17 protein-coding genes are annotated in these 16,001 nt (G+C 74.2%); 9 read left to right on the forward strand and 8 right to left on the reverse strand.

Features of this window, described 5'->3' with window-relative positions:
* Positions 1 to 487, reverse strand: a 487-nt coding sequence (locus ACT4N7_RS08595; RefSeq protein WP_444828081.1) for a hypothetical protein, incomplete at its 3' end; no start/stop codon positions are given.
* Between the two features lie 219 nt (positions 488 to 706).
* Here ACT4N7_RS08595 and ACT4N7_RS08600 point away from each other — a divergent pair.
* Both ACT4N7_RS08600 and ACT4N7_RS08605 read left to right on the forward strand, forming a co-directional pair.
* Complete coding sequence (locus tag ACT4N7_RS08600) at positions 707 to 1,570, forward strand: tat pathway signal sequence (protein WP_444828082.1); 864 nt, start codon at positions 707 to 709, stop codon at positions 1,568 to 1,570.
* 58 nt (positions 1,571 to 1,628) lie between these two features.
* The gene (locus ACT4N7_RS08605; RefSeq protein WP_444828083.1) at positions 1,629 to 2,531 is read left to right on the forward strand and encodes an SMP-30/gluconolactonase/LRE family protein; all 903 of its coding nucleotides are present in this window, start codon (positions 1,629 to 1,631) and stop codon (positions 2,529 to 2,531) included.
* 7 nt (positions 2,532 to 2,538) lie between these two features.
* Here ACT4N7_RS08605 and ACT4N7_RS08610 read toward each other — a convergent pair whose 3' ends face one another.
* Positions 2,539 to 2,823 (reverse strand): Lrp/AsnC family transcriptional regulator, encoded by a 285-nt coding sequence (locus tag ACT4N7_RS08610; RefSeq protein ID WP_444828084.1) that lies wholly within the window; start codon positions 2,821 to 2,823, stop codon positions 2,539 to 2,541.
* A gap of 92 nt (positions 2,824 to 2,915) precedes the next feature.
* On the opposite strand from ACT4N7_RS08610, the gene ACT4N7_RS08615 reads away from it, so the two are divergent.
* On the forward strand, positions 2,916 to 3,356 hold the full coding sequence (locus ACT4N7_RS08615) for a YbaB/EbfC family nucleoid-associated protein (RefSeq protein WP_444828085.1): 441 nt from the start codon (positions 2,916 to 2,918) through the stop codon (positions 3,354 to 3,356).
* A 105-nt stretch (positions 3,357 to 3,461) separates the two neighbouring features.
* Here the strand turns inward: ACT4N7_RS08615 and ACT4N7_RS08620 are convergent, their stop codons facing one another.
* The gene (locus ACT4N7_RS08620) at positions 3,462 to 5,180 is read right to left on the reverse strand and encodes a DEDD exonuclease domain-containing protein (RefSeq protein WP_444828086.1); all 1,719 of its coding nucleotides are present in this window, start codon (positions 5,178 to 5,180) and stop codon (positions 3,462 to 3,464) included.
* A 66-nt stretch (positions 5,181 to 5,246) separates the two neighbouring features.
* Between ACT4N7_RS08620 and ACT4N7_RS08625 the strand changes: the two genes are divergently transcribed.
* The 6 genes from ACT4N7_RS08625 (at position 5,247) to ACT4N7_RS08650 (ending at position 12,907) form a co-directional block, all read left to right on the forward strand.
* A complete protein-coding gene (locus ACT4N7_RS08625) occupies positions 5,247 to 6,650 on the forward strand; it encodes an NYN domain-containing protein (RefSeq protein WP_444828087.1) in 1,404 nt (467 codons plus the stop codon).
* Between the two features lie 81 nt (positions 6,651 to 6,731).
* Positions 6,732 to 8,510, forward strand: a complete 1,779-nt coding sequence (locus ACT4N7_RS08630) for a D-alanyl-D-alanine carboxypeptidase family protein (protein ID WP_444828088.1) — start codon at positions 6,732 to 6,734, stop codon at positions 8,508 to 8,510.
* A 103-nt stretch (positions 8,511 to 8,613) separates the two neighbouring features.
* Positions 8,614 to 8,799, forward strand: coding sequence for a hypothetical protein (locus ACT4N7_RS08635; RefSeq protein WP_444828089.1), 186 nt, complete (start codon positions 8,614 to 8,616; stop codon positions 8,797 to 8,799).
* A gap of 496 nt (positions 8,800 to 9,295) precedes the next feature.
* Positions 9,296 to 10,294 (forward strand): NlpC/P60 family protein, encoded by a 999-nt coding sequence (locus tag ACT4N7_RS08640; RefSeq protein WP_444828090.1) that lies wholly within the window; start codon positions 9,296 to 9,298, stop codon positions 10,292 to 10,294.
* Positions 10,295 to 10,380: 86 nt separating this feature from the next.
* Positions 10,381 to 11,739, forward strand: coding sequence for a basic secretory protein-like protein (locus ACT4N7_RS08645; RefSeq protein ID WP_444828091.1), 1,359 nt, complete (start codon positions 10,381 to 10,383; stop codon positions 11,737 to 11,739).
* A gap of 19 nt (positions 11,740 to 11,758) precedes the next feature.
* Complete coding sequence (locus ACT4N7_RS08650) at positions 11,759 to 12,907, forward strand: glycosyltransferase family 4 protein (RefSeq protein ID WP_444828092.1); 1,149 nt, start codon at positions 11,759 to 11,761, stop codon at positions 12,905 to 12,907.
* Here ACT4N7_RS08650 and ACT4N7_RS08655 read toward each other — a convergent pair.
* From ACT4N7_RS08655 to ACT4N7_RS08675, 5 genes are read right to left on the reverse strand one after another with little or no spacing between them, the layout of a single operon-like run.
* A complete protein-coding gene (locus ACT4N7_RS08655; RefSeq protein ID WP_444828093.1) occupies positions 12,897 to 13,037 on the reverse strand; it encodes a hypothetical protein in 141 nt (46 codons plus the stop codon). The genes ACT4N7_RS08650 and ACT4N7_RS08655 overlap by 11 nt on opposite strands.
* Position 13,038: 1 nt before the next feature.
* Positions 13,039 to 13,986, reverse strand: a complete 948-nt coding sequence (locus tag ACT4N7_RS08660) for an ROK family protein (RefSeq protein WP_444828094.1) — start codon at positions 13,984 to 13,986, stop codon at positions 13,039 to 13,041.
* Positions 13,983 to 14,372: a hypothetical protein gene (locus ACT4N7_RS08665; protein WP_444828095.1), complete on the reverse strand. Its 390-nt coding sequence runs from the start codon at positions 14,370 to 14,372 to the stop codon at positions 13,983 to 13,985. Before ACT4N7_RS08665 ends, ACT4N7_RS08660 begins: the two co-directional genes overlap by 4 nt.
* Positions 14,369 to 15,544: an ArsA family ATPase gene (locus tag ACT4N7_RS08670; protein ID WP_444828096.1), complete on the reverse strand. Its 1,176-nt coding sequence runs from the start codon at positions 15,542 to 15,544 to the stop codon at positions 14,369 to 14,371. Before ACT4N7_RS08670 ends, ACT4N7_RS08665 begins: the two co-directional genes overlap by 4 nt.
* Before the next feature lie 7 nt (positions 15,545 to 15,551).
* Entirely contained in the window at positions 15,552 to 15,989 is a 438-nt protein-coding gene (locus ACT4N7_RS08675) for an SRPBCC family protein (RefSeq protein ID WP_444828097.1), read from the reverse strand.
* Positions 15,990 to 16,001: the final 12 nt, after the last annotated feature.

A 16,001-nucleotide genomic window follows, 5' to 3' on the forward strand; every position in this document is an offset into this window, starting at 1 on the left:
TGCCGAGCACGGCGCCGGCGGCCGCGGCGATGCCGGCCTTCTCGGCGACGTCCTCCACGTCCTCCTCGCTCTCGAACTCGACGTCCGCATCGACGACATTCGCCTCGAATGCGTAGCTCCGACTGCCGATCTCGAGCCGGTCGAAGTCCAGACGGATCGCCGCCTGGTCGCCCGGGTGATCCGAGTCGTCCAGACCGGTGATGGTGCCGTGCACGGTCGCGCCCATGGGGACCACGACCTCGTTGTTGCGAGCCACGAGCGCCTGCTTCACGCGCGCGCTGAAGTGCTCGCCCACCGTGCTGGTCTCCGTGCTCAGCGTCTGCGTCAGCTCCACCTCGAGCATGCTGCCGGCCGGCAGCGCGTCCGCGGTCAGCGGCGGCGGGGCCGGCTGGACGGTCGGCCGGGGCTCGCCCGTCTGGATCTCCGCGCTGCGGCAGCCGCCGAGGAGCGCGAGCGCCACGAGGCCGGCAACGATTCGTGCGTGCATGCTCACCTCCGTGTTTCGGGGTCAGGGCTCGTACCTGGCGAGCACGCAAACGACGGGCCGGCCCCCCGCCAGCGTGGGCCGCCCGGGGGGTGGACCCGGAGGGAAATGAGCGGCGGCGGCGGGGGGGCCCCCCCGGTGGGGGGCCCCCCCCGCGGCCGTCGCGCGGCCGGTTTCGGTCGTGCCGGACCCGAGCGTGGGCTCGCGCGGTAGCCTGCCCGGGTGATCGGGCGCGTGCTGGCAGGCGGACTCGTCCTTGCCGTCGCCGCATGCGGGGCGCCCGCGACCCACGAAGGCGCCACGGCGCCCGGGCCGGTGGTGCGCAGCGCGGAGTGTCCGCGGCCCGACTCCGGTTTCGACTGCGACTTCCAGCGCCGGTTCGTGGCCGTCCAGACCTACCTGGCGACGCGGCCGGGCACGGTCGGCATCGTCGTGCGCGACCGTCAGACCGGCGCGGTGTGGCGCAACGAGCACGCGGGTGACCTCACCTGGACCGCGTCCACCATCAAGCTCGCGATGGCCGTCGATCTGCTGCTGCGCCACCGCGCGGGCGCGATCCGGCTGGCCGCGCGCGATCGCGAGCTGCTCGACCGGATGCTGCGCAGCTCCGACGACGAGGCCGCGTCCGCGCTGTGGACCAGGTACGGCGGCGCCGACCACCGCACGTTCAACCGCGACTTCCCCCGCTACGGCCTGACCTCCCTGCAACCGGAGCGTGGCTACAGCGAGGTCTACCCGTACTGGGGATTCCAGAAGTGCACGGCCGACGACCTCGACCGGCTGCTGTCGTTCGTGCTGACCGAGTTGGCCGCCGAGGACCGCGCCTATCTCGTCGAGCGGATGCGCGCGGTCGCGCCCAACCAGCAGTGGGGCGTGTGGGGGGCGGGCCCGGCCGCGCGGCCGGGGCTCAAGGCGGGCTGGTCGGACGAGGACGGCGGCTGGGTGATGAACAGCGTCGGCTTCGTCGGCCCGGACGAGCGCTACACCCTCGCGATCATGAACAACCTGCGCGGCGCGGGCGGCTACGACGACGGCCGCGAGACCGACACCGAGGTCGCCCGGCTGCTGTTCGTGGGCCGCTTCTGACCACCCGGCGGGCCCGCTCGGGTACTTGTAGGATCAACGACACCTCCTCGGAGGTGTCATGCTCCACCGTCGTACCTTCCTCGCCGCGGCCGTGACCCTGCCCGTGGTCGCCGCCGCCACACCGGCCGCCGCGACCGGGACCATGTTCCCCCCGGGATTCCCGCTGCCCGCCGGATTCCAGCCCGAGGGCATCGCCATCGGGCCAGGACCGGTCGCCTACGTCGGCTCCCTGCGCGACGGCTCGATCTACCGGGCCGAGTTGCGCACCGGCCGCGGCCGGGTGGTCAGCCAGGGCTCCGGCACGCCCGCGGTGGGGCTCAAGACCGACCGGCACGGCACGCTGTTCGCCGCGGGCGGCGCGGCGGGCAACGCCCGGGTGATCGACACCCGCACCGGGGAGGTGCTCGCGACCCACCAGTTCGCGTCCGCGCCGACGTTCGTCAACGACGTCGTGCTCACCCCGGACGTCGCCTGGTTCACCGATTCGCTCAACCCCGTCCTCTACGGGCTGCCGCGCGGGCGGGCCGACGTGATCACGCTGCCGATCACCGGGGACCTGGTGCAGCAGCCAGGGTTCAACCTCAACGGGATCGCCCGCACCCCGGACGGCCGCGCGCTGCTCGTGGTGCAGTCGCCCACCGGCAAGCTGTTCCGGGTGGACCCGCGGACCGGGCTGTCGCGCGCCGTCGACCTCGGCGGCGAGACGGTGCCCAACGGGGACGGCCTGCTGGTCGACGGCCGGACGCTGATCGTCGTGCAGAACCGGCTCAACCTGGTCGCCGAGTTCCGGCTCGACCGGGCGGGCACCGGCGGCAGGCTGGTCGGCCGACGCACCGACCCGCGGTTCGACGTGCCGAGCACCGTGGCCGCCTTCGGCAACCGGCTCTACCTGCCGAACGCCCGGTTAGGCACGCCGACGACCCCGACCACGACCTACGACGTGGTCGCCATCCGGCGGTGACCCGCGCTCAGGCGTCGTCGACGCCGATGTCGAACGCTGCGTCGGTGTCGCGGCGGGAGTAGGACCGGAACGCGATGTGCGTGTCGGTGTCGAGCACGCCGTCGACCTTGCTGATCCGGCCGGGGATCAGTGAGGCGAGTTCCTCGTGTTCGGTCACGCGCACCACCGCGATCAGGTCGACATCGCCCGCGCAGGAGTAGACCTCGGCGACGCCGTCGATGTCCGCGATGGCCTCCGCCGCCTCGGGAATGCGGTCCGTCGCGGCGCGGATGAGCACGAGAGCCGTGATCATCGGGCTCCTCTCGGGTGGACTTCGTCGTTCGCGCCAGCCTAGAGCAGCATCGCGTTACCCTCGTGGCGGCGCGACCGGCGAGGGGGACAGCGGTGCAGACACCGGACGAGTGGCTGGCGGATTTCGAGGCGAAGGTCGCCGACCTGCAGCAGAAGGCCACCGAGTTCAAGACCACCGTGGAGGCCGCGGGCACCACGGAAAGCTCGGCCGACGGCGCCGTCACGGTCACCGTGGCGCCCAACGGTTCCCTGACCGGCCTGCACCTCGCGGACGCCGCGATGGGCAAGACGGCCGCCGACCTCGCCGCCGAGATCCTCGCCCTGAGCCGCAGAGCCCGGCAGGCCGCCGCGGCCGGTGTCGCCGAGGCGTTCGTCCCCCTCGGCGGCGACCGCGACGTCGTGCAGCACATTCCCGGTGCGGAGGCTGACGAAGAGCAGCCACCCGCCGCCCCGCCGCGGCGCGCGGAGTCCACTGTGGACGAAGAAGAAGAGTTCGAGACCGTCGTGCTCTACGAGGACGAGAGCAAATGGTGACCGACCCGGCCGCCCGATCCGAGAGCGCGATCGGCCAGGCGTGGTCGGGCGGCGGCCACCTACCCGCCTGCCGCGTCCCCACCCCCGTGTCAGCACAGCGGCTCGTCAGTCGCGGGTGATCAGGGCGGTGCGCGCGTGGTCGGCGCGGTCGAGCCACGTGCGCCAGCTCGCGGCGGACCGCGCCGGTTCGGCCCAGGGCTGCGAGCAGCGGACCATCCGGGTGCCCGGCCGGTCGAGCCAGCGCAGCACCACGCCGACCTCCTCCGCGGGCGAGCCCCGCAGCGGACCCTCGCCGCGGATCACCGTCTCCGCCGACGCGATCAGGCTCTCCACCACCGGCATCGGCGGCACCCCGCGCCGGGCCACTCCCGCCGACGCCAGCTTGCCGTGGCGCACGACGGCGAACTCCCAGCCGCCCGCGCCGTCCGGGCGGGCGGCCACCAGCTCGGCGACGACCGCCAGCGCCGCCAATCGCTGGCCGCGGTCGAGCGCGCGAATCAGCGTGCACATCCGGTCGCGGTCGGACCGGGCCTGCTCGAAGCGCCGGGCGGCGGACAGGTCGGCGAGCCTGCGTTCCAGGCGGCGCAGCGGATCGACCTGGTGGCCCGCCACCAGCGAGCCGACCGCGCGCACGGCGGGCGCGTACTCGGCGGCGGTCTGCCTGCCCGCGCACGGCGCGCCGCAGCGGTCGATCTCGGCCAGGGCGCACGGGCGCGCGGCCGCGGCCTGGGCGGGGATACGGACCGTGCACGGCCGCACGCCCGTGGCCTCCTGCAGGGCGAACATGGCCTCCTCGGCGCGGCCCCGGCTGCGGAACGGGCCCAGCGCGCCCTCGCGCGGGCGGCGGACCAGCGACAGCCGGGGGAACGGCTCGTCGGTGAGGGTGACCCACCAACCGTGCCGAGGGTTCTTCGAGCGGCGGTTGTAGGCGGGCTTGTGCGCGGCGAGCAGCCGCAGCTCGCGCACCTCGGCCTCCATCGGATGCGCGCAGGTGACCGTGTCGACCCGGACCGCGAGGCTCACCATCTCCCGCAGCCTGCGCCGCGTCTCGCCCGCGGTGAAGTACTGGCGCACCCGGCGCCGCAGGTCGGACGCGGTGCCGACGTAGAGCACCTCCTCGCCCGGGCCGCGGAACAGGTACACCCCGGGCTCGTTCGGCAGGTCTTCGGCGAGGGTGCGTTTGCGCCGCTGCGCCGCGGTGACCTCGGGGATGTAATCCAGCAGCTCTTCGAGCGAGTGCACGCCCAGCGACCCGACCCGCTCCAGCAGCGCGTGCAGCACGTCGACGGTGGCCCGCGCGTCGGCCAGGGCGCGGTGGATCGGCATGGTCGACGCGCGGAACAGCGTCGCCAGCGCGGACAGCCTGCAGCTCGGCGCCTCCTCGCGGCTGAGCACCCGGCGGGCGAGCCGCACGGTGCACACGACCGCGGGTTTCGGCCACGGGTAGCCCAGGGTGGCGCATGCGGTCCTGACGAATCCGACGTCGAACCCGGCGTTGTGCGCCACCAGCACCGATCCGGCCGCGAACTCCAGGAACGCGGGCAGCACCGCGGCCAGCGGCGGCGCAGCGTAGACCATCGAATCGGTGATCCCGGTGATCGCGACGACCTCGGGCGGGATGCCGCGGCCGGGATCGACCAGGGTGGCGAACTCGGCCACCACCTCGCCGCCGCGGATCTTGACCGCGCCGAACTCGGTGATCGCGTCGGCCGCCGCGCTGCCGCCGGTGGTCTCCAGGTCGAACACGACGAAGGTGGTGTCGCGCAGCGGTGTGCCCAGCTCGTCGAAGGCGAGCTGGCGGCGGGGGTCGGGTGCGGTGCTCATCGGGGCCGAAGTTAGATCACCCCACCGACAATCCGCGGTGCGGCGGTTCGCGACTAGCCTGATGGGATGGCACCGTCGTCGCAGCCGGTCGGACCCGACCCGGCCGGCCCGCTCCCCGAGCCGTCCACCGTGGACGGTGCGCCGGACGTGCCCGCAGAGTCCACAGTGGACTCCACTGTGGACTCCGCAGTGGACTGGTCCGCGCTGCCCGACCCGATCCGCGCCCGGCTCGCCGAGCTGGCCGCCGAGGCGGTCGGCGCCCTGCCCAAGGTCGACGTCCCCCAGCAGTTGCGCGCGGTCGCCCGGTTCGCCCCGGCCAAGCGGGCCCGGCTGGGCGGCGGGCCGATCATCGCGGCGCTGCGCGACGTCGTGGGGTTCCGCACGGCCGTGGTGCAGTGGTGCCGCGAGCACCGCCCGGCCGCGCTCGACCTCGGCGGCGACGACCCGGTGGCGGTGGCCGCGGCGGCCGTGCTGCTCGGCGAGGACTCCGCGGTGCACTACGTGGAACTGGTGACGCGGCGCGCGTCGGACTCCTCGCTGCGCATCGCCCGCGACACCGCGGTCACCCGGCTGAGCCGGGTCGAGGCCGAGCTGGCCCGGGTGCAGACACTGCTCGACGAGTCCGCGGGCGTCGCCGACCGGGTCCGCGGCGAGAGCGAGACCGAACTGGAGCGGCTGCGCAAGCGGCTGCGCGAGCAGGGCGTGCGGCTGCGCGAGGCCAAGGACACCGCCGAGGCCGCGCAGGCCACCGCCGACCGGCTCCGCGCCGAGGTCGCCGCCGAGGTGGCCGCGATCACCGAGCAGCGCGACCGTGAGCGCGAGCGCGCCGAGACCGAGCGGGCCCGCGCCGAGCGTGCCGAGGGCGACGCCGAGATCGCCCGGCAGTCCGCGCGCGAGGCCCGGCAGGCCGACGAGGTGCGCCTCGCGCTGCTCGTCGACACCATCGACGGCGCGGTCACCGGCCTGCGCCGCGAACTCGTGCTCGGCGGCGGCGGCCCGCGGCCGGCCGACCTGGTCCGCGGCGCCACCGCCGCCCAGGGCGTCGTCGGCCGCGTGGAGGACCCCGCCGCGCTCGACCGGCTGCTCGCGCTCCCGTCCGTGCACCTGGTGGTCGACGGGTACAACGTCACCAAGACGGGCTACCCGGACCTGTCGCTGGCCGACCAGCGCGACCGGCTGGTCCGCCAGCTCGCGGCACTGGCCGCCCGGACCGCCGCCGAGGTCACCCTGGTGTTCGACGGCGCCGGGGTCGTCGCCGTGCCGGTGGCCGCGCCCAGGGGCGTGCGGGTGCTGTTCAGCGACCCCGGCGTGCTCGCCGACGACGTGATCAAGGCGCTGGTCACCGCGGAGCCCGAGGGGCGCCCGGTCGTCGTGGTCACCTCCGACCGCGCTGTCGCCGACGCGGTGCGCAGGCGCGGCGCGCACCCGGTGCCCTCGGCCGTCCTGTTGGCCCGCTTGGGCAGAATCTGATCCCGATCGGGTACGCGGGCGTCACGTGACTGTTCCGGCGGCGTTGAACCGGGTGGAAGCCAACAACAAGGGGAGTGGTCGGTGCGCGGGTGGGGACGGGTGCGGATAGCGGGCGGATCGGCGCTGGTCCTGGTGACCGCGCTGCTCTGGCAGCCCGTCGCGGGCGCGCAGCCCGCCGACCCGCCGCAGATCGAGGCCGGGGTCGGGCCCGGCGCTCCGGTCCCGGACCCGCGCCCGGGTGAGGCGTTCGCCGACCCGAAGGTGGCCGAGCTGCAGCGCACCGCGACCGACGTGCAGCGCGAGCTGTCCGACCTGTCCGGCCTGATCCGCGTCGCGGAGGACGAGCTGCGGTCCGCGACGGGCGAGGCGGGTCGCGCGCGGACCGATCGCGAGGCCGCCGACCGGGTCGTGGCCGCCCAGCAGGACGAGGTCGACGCCTACTCGGCCGCCCTGTTCTCCGCGCTGGCCCAGCCCAGCGAGGTGCAGGTGCTGCTCACCGCGACCAGCCCGGAGGACTTCCTGCAGGGCAGCGGGCTTATCGACCGGTTGCGCGTCGACCAGGACAGCAGGCTCACCGACGCCGTGCGCAGGCAGCGCGCGGCCGTCGACGCCGAGAACGCCGCCGTGGGCGCCGAGCGATCCGCGGCGGAGCGCAAGGGAGACCTCGACCGGCGCAACGGCGACGCGACCAACCGGGCCGCCGCGGTGTCCTCGGAGCTGCGCGGCAAGGTCGACGACACGAACGCCGCCGTCGTGGCCCAGCAGACCTCCCAGCGGCAGCGCAACGAGACGACGGCGGCGAACTGGCGCGCCTACCGGGACAAGCTGACCGCCGCGGGCATCGTCGCGCCGAAGGCCGCCGACCTGCGCGACCCGGCCCGGCTGCCCGTCGCGCTGCAGCCGCTGCCCGGGTCGAGCGGCGCGGCCCAGCCCGGTGCCGCCCAGGCCACACTGCCCACCGGCGAGCGCGTGCTGGTGCTGCCCGCGGAGGTCCTCGGCGCGGTCGACGCGGCCGTGGGCGCCCTGGGGCGGCCGTTCGTGCCAGGCAAGGGCGGCGAAGGGCCTACCGCTTACTCCTGTGACGGCCTCGTGCGCGCCGCGTACACCGCGGGTGGTCTGACCGTGCCTGGGGCTCTGACGGAGCAGATGGCGGTGCTCGCGCCCGTACCCACGGCCGACGCGCAGCCCGGCGACGTCGTGTTCCTCGGTCCGGCCCGGCTCGGCGCGCAGGGCGTGGGGCTCGTGCTCGACGCGCGCACCATGCTCACCGCCGACGCCCGGCTGGCCGGTGTGGTGGTCACCGACCTTCCGGCGGGCGACACCGTGCTCGGCGTCGCCCGGCCGTCGCTGGTGCCGCGGGCGGCGCAGCCGGTGCCGACGGCGACCGACGGCGGCCTGGTCTGGCGGTGTGGGGGAGTGCAACTGCCGCCGCGCGGTGTCGGCGAGGCGGCGGGGGCGTGGGGCGGCTATCCCAACGGGCTGATCCCGCTGGCCGCGCTGTGTCCGGTCGGGATCGCCGCGCACGCGCTGCGCTGCGACGCCGCCGAGTCCTTCCGGGCGATGTCGGCCGCGTTCGCCTCGGTGTCCGGCAGGCCGCTGTGCCTGACCGACTCCTACCGCACGTTCGCCGCCCAGGTGCGGCTCTACGGGGTCAAGCCCGCGCTGGCCGCCGTGCCCGGCACCAGCAACCACGGCTGGGGCCTCGCGGTGGACATGTGCGGCGGGGTGCAGTCCTTCGGCAGCGCCGAATACGCCTGGATGGCCGCGAACGCGGCCTTCTTCGGCTGGTCGAATCCGCCGTGGGCACAACCCGGCCGGGGCCGCGAGGAGCCGTGGCACTGGGAATTCGTGGGTGCCTGAGCCGCAGGTGAGCGCCCTGTTGTCGAACGCGTGAGCGAAATTGTCGGTGGCCTCTCCTAGGGTTTCGATCAAGCGATCGGACCGTACGGAGAGGAGCCGGTAAATGATCATCGACTGCGATAGCTGCGAGGTTCGCGGCGACGCGTGCCGGGACTGCGTGGTCAGCGTCCTGCTGGGCGCGCCGCCCAGTCTCGACCTCGACGCCTCCGAGCGGTCGGCGATCGACGCGCTGGCGAGTGCCGGTCTGGTGCCGCGGTTACGGATGGTTCCGGTCGAGAAGACCGCCTGAGGCACCTGACACGCCCGGGTGAAGTCGGCCACTCGCCAAGTGGTCGGTTCGCGTCGCCGAGTGGTCTCACCACCCGGGTGAACTGTGGTGTTGCGGCTATCACACTGCGGAGTCGGGACTGCTCCGTTGGGGTTTATCGGCGTTTGGGACCCCTATTTCGCCTGCCCCAGTGGACGGGTGGGCTCACGTTTCGTAACCTGTCCGAGATCTCGCGGCCGAACAGCCGCCCACCCCGAGGTGGCTACGCGAGGTCGCCGCCGAATCAGCCTTGTCGGGGGGCTGAACCGGAATCCCCCACGGTGGGGTGGTCCTTGATCTGGTGTCGAGTGGTGAACCCGCTCGCGCACCGGACCGGTCGCGGCGCTCCTGGAGCGCCGGTCCGCAGAGGGTGCCCCGTTGGCGGTTTGACGGAGTAAGGAGTACGCGCGACGTGGCGTCGCATCGACTCAAGCGTGCAATGCGCGGAGCCCTGAGTGTCACTGCTGTCGTCGTCGTGGTGAGCTTCTCCCCCTCACCGGCGATCGCCCAGCCCCCCGCCCCCCTGCCCCCGCCGACGAACGTTTCCGACGCCGTCAAGCAGTTCAAAGACCTCAGCGAGCAGGCCGCGACGGTCAACGAAGAACTGCTCGTGGCGGAGGAGAACCTACAGATCAAGCGAGCGGAGTTCGACAAGGCCACCGCCGACCTCGCCGCCGCGACCGACCTGGAGAAGCAGGCCGCCGCGCTGGAGGAGGAGTTCCGCGGCCAGGTCGACCTGCTGGCCAACGCCTCGTTCCAGGGCGCGCGGTTCAACAAGATCTCCGCGCTGCTCACCGGGTCGTCCGCGGACGACTTCCTGGAGCGGGCCTCGGCGCTCAACGTGCTCGCCACGGACAACCAGGACGCGCTGGAGAAGTACACCAGCGCCGTGGACACCGCGGCGCTGGCCCGCAAGCAGGCCGGGGACGCGCAGGGGCGTGCCGGTGAGGCCAAGGCCACCGCCGAACAGCTCACCATCGACATCACCAAGAAGCGCGACGACCTGAAGGCGCAGATCAAGCAGGTCGAGGCCGCCAAGGACCGGCTCTCCGCCCAGGACAAGTCAGACCTGGCGGGTCCCCGGGACGACGGTGTCTACCTCGCTCCGCCCGGCGCCGCGGGCAAGGCCATGGACGTCGCCTTGGCGCAGCGCGGCAAGCCCTACGTGTGGGGTGCCTCGGGTCCCGGCAGCTACGACTGCTCGGGACTCACCTCCTACGCCTACAAGGCCGCGGGCGTCTCGCTTCCCCGCACCAGCCGGTCGCAGTACGGCGTCGGCAAGGCGGTTTCGCGCAGTGAGTTGCAGCCCGGCGACCTGTTGTTCTACGGCAGCAGCCCCGCCACGATCCACCACGTCGCCATGTACATCGGCGGTGGCAGGCTCGTGCACGCCTCCACCTTCGGCGTGCCGGTGAAGACCGACACCGTCGACGGCGGCGGACGCGACTACCTCGGTGCCAGGCGCATCGTCGGGTAGTTCCTTTCGATCACGAGCGGGTAGTTCCGCCGGGACCGGCGCCTTCGGGCTCCGGTCCCGGCGGTGTTCTCCCCTACGATCCGAACATGGCCAGGAGGGCGCGGGTGCGGGCGTGGTTGTGCGCGGCGGTGGCCGTCGCCGCGCTCGGCGGGGTCGCGCTCGTCTCCGCGCCCGCCCCGGTCCCCCCGCCGCCCGGGCAGTCGGGCCAGGGACAGCCACTGGGTGCCGCGGCCCCCGAGCCGCCGCCGGTCGGGCCCGCGGACGCCGAGCGGGCCGACGCGATCACCGCGCTGCTGGCCCGCCGCGCCGACGCCATGGTCAACCGGGACGAGGCGGCCTTCGTCGGCACGCTCGACCCGCAGGCCGACCCCACGTTCCTGGAGACCCAGCGCGAGCTGTACGCCAATCTGGCGACGGTGCCGCTGGACGCCTGGTCGTACCTGGTGCATCCCGACGACACCCTCGACCTGAGCACGCTGCCCGACCCCGCGGCCGACCTGACCGCGGCCGAGCTGTGGGCCCCCGGCGTCGAGCTGCGGTACGCGCTGCGCGGCATCGACCGCACCCCCACCACCCGCGCCATGGGCTACCTGTTCGTCCGCCGCGGCGAGCAGTGGTTCCTGCGGTCGGACACCGCGCTCGGCGACCTCGGCAGGCGCACCTGGCGCGGGCCGTGGGACTTCGGTCCCTGCCAGGTGACCACGACCGCACACGGCCTCGTGCTCGCCCACCCGGGCAGCCAGCCCATGGTCGACCGGCTGGTCCGCGAACTCGATTCGTCCGTGCGGTCGGTCACCCAGGTCTGGGGCGCCGAGTGGCCCCAGCGGGTGGCGCTGTTCCTGCCCGACAGCCCGACCGAGATGCGCGCCATGGTCGGCCCGGACTTCCCGGTCGAGTCGGTGGTGGCGGTGGCCATCGCCGACCGCGTGGACACCGCGGCGGGCACCGCGACCGGCCAGCGCGTGGTGCTGAGCCCGATGGGGTCGCGCGCGCTGTCCGTGGCCTCGCTGCGGGTCGTGCTGCGGCACGAGATCACCCACGTCGCCGCGCGCGTGGCCACCGTCGACGGCTCGCCGATGTGGCTGCTGGAGGGCTTCGCCGACTACGTCGGGTACCGCGACAGCGGCATCGGCCTCGCCCAGGGAGCGCCCGACCTGGCCCGCATGGTCCGCGAGTCGGGGCCGCCCGGCGCGCTGCCCGAGGACCGCTCGTTCCGCGGCAAGGACCGCGAACTCGACCTGGCCTACCAGCAGGCGTGGTCGATCGCCCGGTTCCTCGCCGAGCGGTTCGGCGAGGCCAAGCTGGTCGAGACCTACCGGGCGCTGGCCGGGGCAGGGCCGGTGTCGGCAGGCGAGACCGACGACCTGCTGCGCCGGTCCGTCGGCCTGGACCGGGCCGGGGTGCTGCGCGAGTGGCAGGCGCACCTGCGCGGGGCGTTGCGGTAGCCACCGATAGGTTGGTCCGGTGCGCAGGACGCTGCTGGTGACCAACGACTTCCCGCCCCGGCCGGGCGGCATCCAGACCTATCTGCACAACTTCGCGACCCGGCTCCCCGGCCACGATCTGGTGGTCTACGCGCCCGCGTGGGACGGGCACCGCGGCTTCGACGCCAAGCAGCCGTTCACCGTGGTCCGCCACCCCTCTTCGCTCATGCTCCCCACCCCCGATGTCGCCCGCCGCGCGCGGGAGATTCTGCGCGCCGAGGAGTGCGACGCGGTGTGGTTCGGCGCGGCGGCGCCGCTGGCCCTGCTCGGCCCCACGCTGCGCCGCGCGGGCGCCCGCCGGGTGGTGGCCAGCACGCACGGCCACGAGGTCGGCTGGTCGATGCTGCCCGCCGCGCGCCAGGCGATCCGGCGCATCGGCTCGACCACCGACGTGGTCACCTACGTCAGCCGCTACACCCGCGCCCGGTTCGCCGCCGCGTTCGGCGCCCGCGCCGCGCTGGAACTGCTGCCGTCGGGCGTCGACACCGACCGCTACCGGCCCGACCCGGCGGCGCGGGCGGCGATCCGCGCGCGGCACGGCCTGGGGGAGCGGCCGATCGCGGTGTGTGTGTCCCGGCTGATGCCCCGCAAGGGCCAGGACATGCTGATCCGGGCGCTGCCCGGAATCCGCGCCCGGGTACCGGACGCGGGCCTGCTGCTGGTCGGCGGCGGGCCCTACCGGTCGCGGCTGGCAGCGCTGGCCCGGCAGACCGGGGTGGCCGAGCACGTCGTGTTCACCGGCTCGGTGCCGTGGGAAGAACTGCCCGCCCACTACGCGGCGGGCGACGTGTTCGCCATGCCGTGCCGCACGCACGGCCGCGGCCTGGACGTGGAGGCCCTGGGCATCGTGTTCCTGGAGGCGGCGGCCACGGGCCTGCCCGTCGTCGTCGGCCGATCGGGCGGCGCGCCGGAAACGGTGCTCGACGGGGAGACCGGCCAGGTGGTCGACGGCCGCGATGTCGCGGCGTTGTCGGACCGGGTCGGTAGCCTCCTGGCCGACCCGGCCCGCGCCGCCGCGATGGGTGCGGCCGGGCGCCGGTGGATGGAGCGGAAGTGGGGGTGGGCCGACCGTGCGAACCGCCTGGCCACCCTGCTCGACGGTGAGACGGTCTACCGGTTCAGCACGTAGCGAGGAGATGTCCGTCGAGCGCACGGTCGAGGACCGCGTCGAGCAGCCGGACGCGGCGGTGCGCGGCGTGTACCCGTGCCGACGTCGCCGCGGCGCTGTCTGTCGTGGTGATCATCACCAGGTGTGCCACTTCACCATCCACGCAGTTCGGCGGCCAGGGTCGCGGCGCCGACGAGGCCCGCGTCGTCGCCGCGGTGGGCTATTCGGATGCGGGCCAGGGGGCGGTGGCCCGCCCCGGTGACCGCGGTCTTGTAGTGCTCACGGGCATCATCGAGGAACAGCGGGCCGGATTCGGAGACGCCGCCCGCGATGACGACCAGTTCCGGGTCGTAGACGTCGGCGACCATCGCCAGGCCCTCGCCGAGCCACTTGGCCAGTTCCGCCATGGCCAACAGCGCCACCGGGTCGCCGTCGCGGGCGGCGGCGGCGACCTTCCGGCCGGTCACACCGCCGGGATCGGCGGCGGCCTCGCGGGCGAGCACCGAGGAGCGGCCGGGATGCCGCGCGAGCAGGTCGAGGGCGGTCGCGCTGAGTGCGGTGCCGCTACAATAGCGCTCCCAGCAGCCCGTCTTGCCGCACCCACACGGCCGTCCGCCGGGCACGAGCCGCAGGTGGCCGAGTTCGGGGGCGACGCCGTGCGCACCGCGGAACAGCTCACCATCAAGCAACAGGGCGCCGCCGATGCCGGTGCCGATCGCGACCAGCAGGCCCACCCGGGCGCCGCGCAGCGCACCGAAGCGGTACTCGGCGAGGGCGGCGGCGTTGGCGTCGTGTTCGAGCACGACGGGCAGGCCGAGCCGGTCGGCGATGCGGTCGGCGACGGGGGCGGCGCGCCACGCCAGGTGCGGGGCGAACATCACCGAGCGGCGGTCGTTGGCGATGAACCCGGCCACCGCGAGCCCGACAGCGCTCACCTTGTGCCGCTCGGCCAGCGCGCCCACCACCGAGCAGATGACGTCCTCCAACTCGCTCTCCCCCGACGGGGTGGAGCCGCGGGCGGTGTCCAGGACGGCGCCGTGCGCGTCGACCACTCCCGCCCGAACGCTGGTGCCGCCCACGTCGACACCGATCGCGGTCACTCCGGTGTCACCGGAGTTCCCTTGCGGCGCACGGGAATGCGCTGCACCCGCGACGACGGTTCGGGTGGCGGCGGCGCGGGCCGGAACCCGGGCATGTGCGGCTGCTCGCCAGGTTGCCAGCGGTCGGCGAGCACGGCGCGCAGCAGGGCGACGATGTCGGCGAGTCGGTCGAGGCCGCGGGTGGCGAGTTCGGACGGCTCGCCGCGCACCAGCGCGATCAGCGCGCACACCGGGCACCACTGGCACGCGTCCTGCGACGGTTCGTCGTGCTCGTCGTGGGTGCCGGCCGAGACCCGGTCGAGCCACGGGCCTGCGCGCTCGGCGACAGCGGCCATCAGCAGCTTCAGCTCGTCGGCGAGGCGCGACCCGGGGTCCTGTTCGGTCACGGGCGCTCCTCTTGGCCGAGCGCGAAGCGCAGCACCAGCCCGCCGCCGTCGGCCTCGGCGTCGGTGACGGTGTAGCGCCGCAGCATAAGCGGCAGCGCGACGAGCCTGCGCACCCCGTCGACGGTGACCGCCAGGTCGTCGCCGACGCGGACGAGGTCGAGATCCGTGCCGTCGGTCAGTGGCAGGGCGATGGTGAGCACGTAGTCGTCGCCATCGGCGGCGACCGACAGCAGCGGCACGCCGGGCGCGCGCAGGCCGTCGAGCGGGTCGATGCCCGCGTACAGCTCGTCGGCGAGGGCGAGCAGGGCGGGCGTGCCGACCGGCTCGGCGGCGCGGTGCTCCACCACGCGCACCGATAGCGGCGTCGAAGCGTCCAATTCGGACAGCACACTGTCCTGTTCGGACCGGCGGGTGCGCAGCCAGGCCGCCGCCTGCCCCCGCCACCGCCGCGCCTTGGGCACCAACCTGTTGGCCACCAACGCATCCACGTGCACGCCGCGCAGCGCGAGCGCGGCCAGGGTGCGCCGGGTCTCGGCGACCACGAGCCGCTCGGGGGTGAGCACGAGGCGCACGCTGGTCGTGGCCGAGTCGGTGAGCAGCGACCGGAGTCCGGCGAGGTGAGCGGCCAGGGTGGCCACGGAATCGGCCGCGTCGCGCCAGCCCGCTCCGGCGAGCAGGCCGCCGAGGCCCCGGCGCTGCGGGCCGAACATCCGGTCGAGGTAGCCCGCGATCGCCTCGGGCAGCGCGAGCAGCCGCAGCGTCTCGGCGGTGGGTCCACAGTCGACGATCACGACTTCCCACGGCCCGGTCTCGGCGAGTCTGGCCACTTCGGACAGTGCGAGCAGTTCGTCCACACCGGGCAGCACGGTCAGTTCCTCGGCGTCGAGCGCGTCGAGGCCCGCGCCCGCGAACACTCCGCGCAGCCGCTCGCGCAGGTCCGGCCAGGACCGGTCGGCCAGCGCGCGGGCGTCGACGTGCGCGGCGGACAGCAGTGCGTCCACTTCGGACGGTTCGGCGGTCAGCGGCACGCCGAACGCGTCGGCGAGCGAGTGCGCCGGGTCGGTGGAGACCACCAGGACCTTGCGGCCGGTCGCGGCGAGCCGGGCGGCCGTCGCCGCGGCCAGGGTGGTCTTGCCTACCCCGCCCTTACCGGTGAACAGCAGGATCCGCACTCGCGGCCTAGCCTCGCTCGACGCGGCGCTTGAGCTCCTTGAGCGCGGTGTCCATGATCATCTTCTCTGCCTTGCGCCGGAACAGGCCGATCATCGGCACGGCGAGCTGCACGGACAGGGTGTAGGTGACCGTCGTGCCGCCGCCGTCGGCCTTGAGCGCGTAGCGGCCCTTCTGCGAGCGCTGCATCTGCCCCTTGACCAGCGACCAGTCGACGGTGTGGCCGTCGTCCGCCCACACGTAGGCCAGGGTGTAGACGTCCTTGAACGGACCCGCGTCGAGGGTGAAGGTCACCTGCTCCGCACGGCCGTCGCCGTCGCGGGAGAGCACCTCGGCCTGCTTGACCGCGCCCGCCCACTCCGGGTATGCCGCGAAGTCCGCGATGACCGCCATGATCTTCTCGGCGGGCGCGTCGACGGCAATGGACTGGGTGGACTCGTCGGCCATGGACGGCAGGTT

Origin of the sequence: Actinokineospora sp., from assembly GCF_052390155.1 — a bacterium.
Lineage (GTDB): Bacteria > Actinomycetota > Actinomycetes > Mycobacteriales > Pseudonocardiaceae > Actinokineospora.

Excerpts from the sequence above, each read along its gene's own strand:
- ACT4N7_RS08605 (WP_444828083.1), top strand. The coding sequence starts at position 1,629 with ATGCTCCACCGTCGTACCTTCCTCGCCGCGGCCGTGACCCTGCCCGTG.
- ACT4N7_RS08610 (WP_444828084.1), bottom strand. The coding sequence starts at position 2,823 with ATGATCACGGCTCTCGTGCTCATCCGCGCCGCGACGGACCGCATTCCC.
- ACT4N7_RS08620 (WP_444828086.1), bottom strand. The coding sequence starts at position 5,180 with ATGAGCACCGCACCCGACCCCCGCCGCCAGCTCGCCTTCGACGAGCTG.
- ACT4N7_RS08625 (WP_444828087.1), top strand. The coding sequence starts at position 5,247 with ATGGCACCGTCGTCGCAGCCGGTCGGACCCGACCCGGCCGGCCCGCTC.
- ACT4N7_RS08635 (WP_444828089.1), top strand. The coding sequence starts at position 8,614 with ATGATCATCGACTGCGATAGCTGCGAGGTTCGCGGCGACGCGTGCCGG.
- ACT4N7_RS08645 (WP_444828091.1), top strand. The coding sequence starts at position 10,381 with ATGGCCAGGAGGGCGCGGGTGCGGGCGTGGTTGTGCGCGGCGGTGGCC.
- ACT4N7_RS08675 (WP_444828097.1), bottom strand. The coding sequence starts at position 15,989 with ATGGCCGACGAGTCCACCCAGTCCATTGCCGTCGACGCGCCCGCCGAG.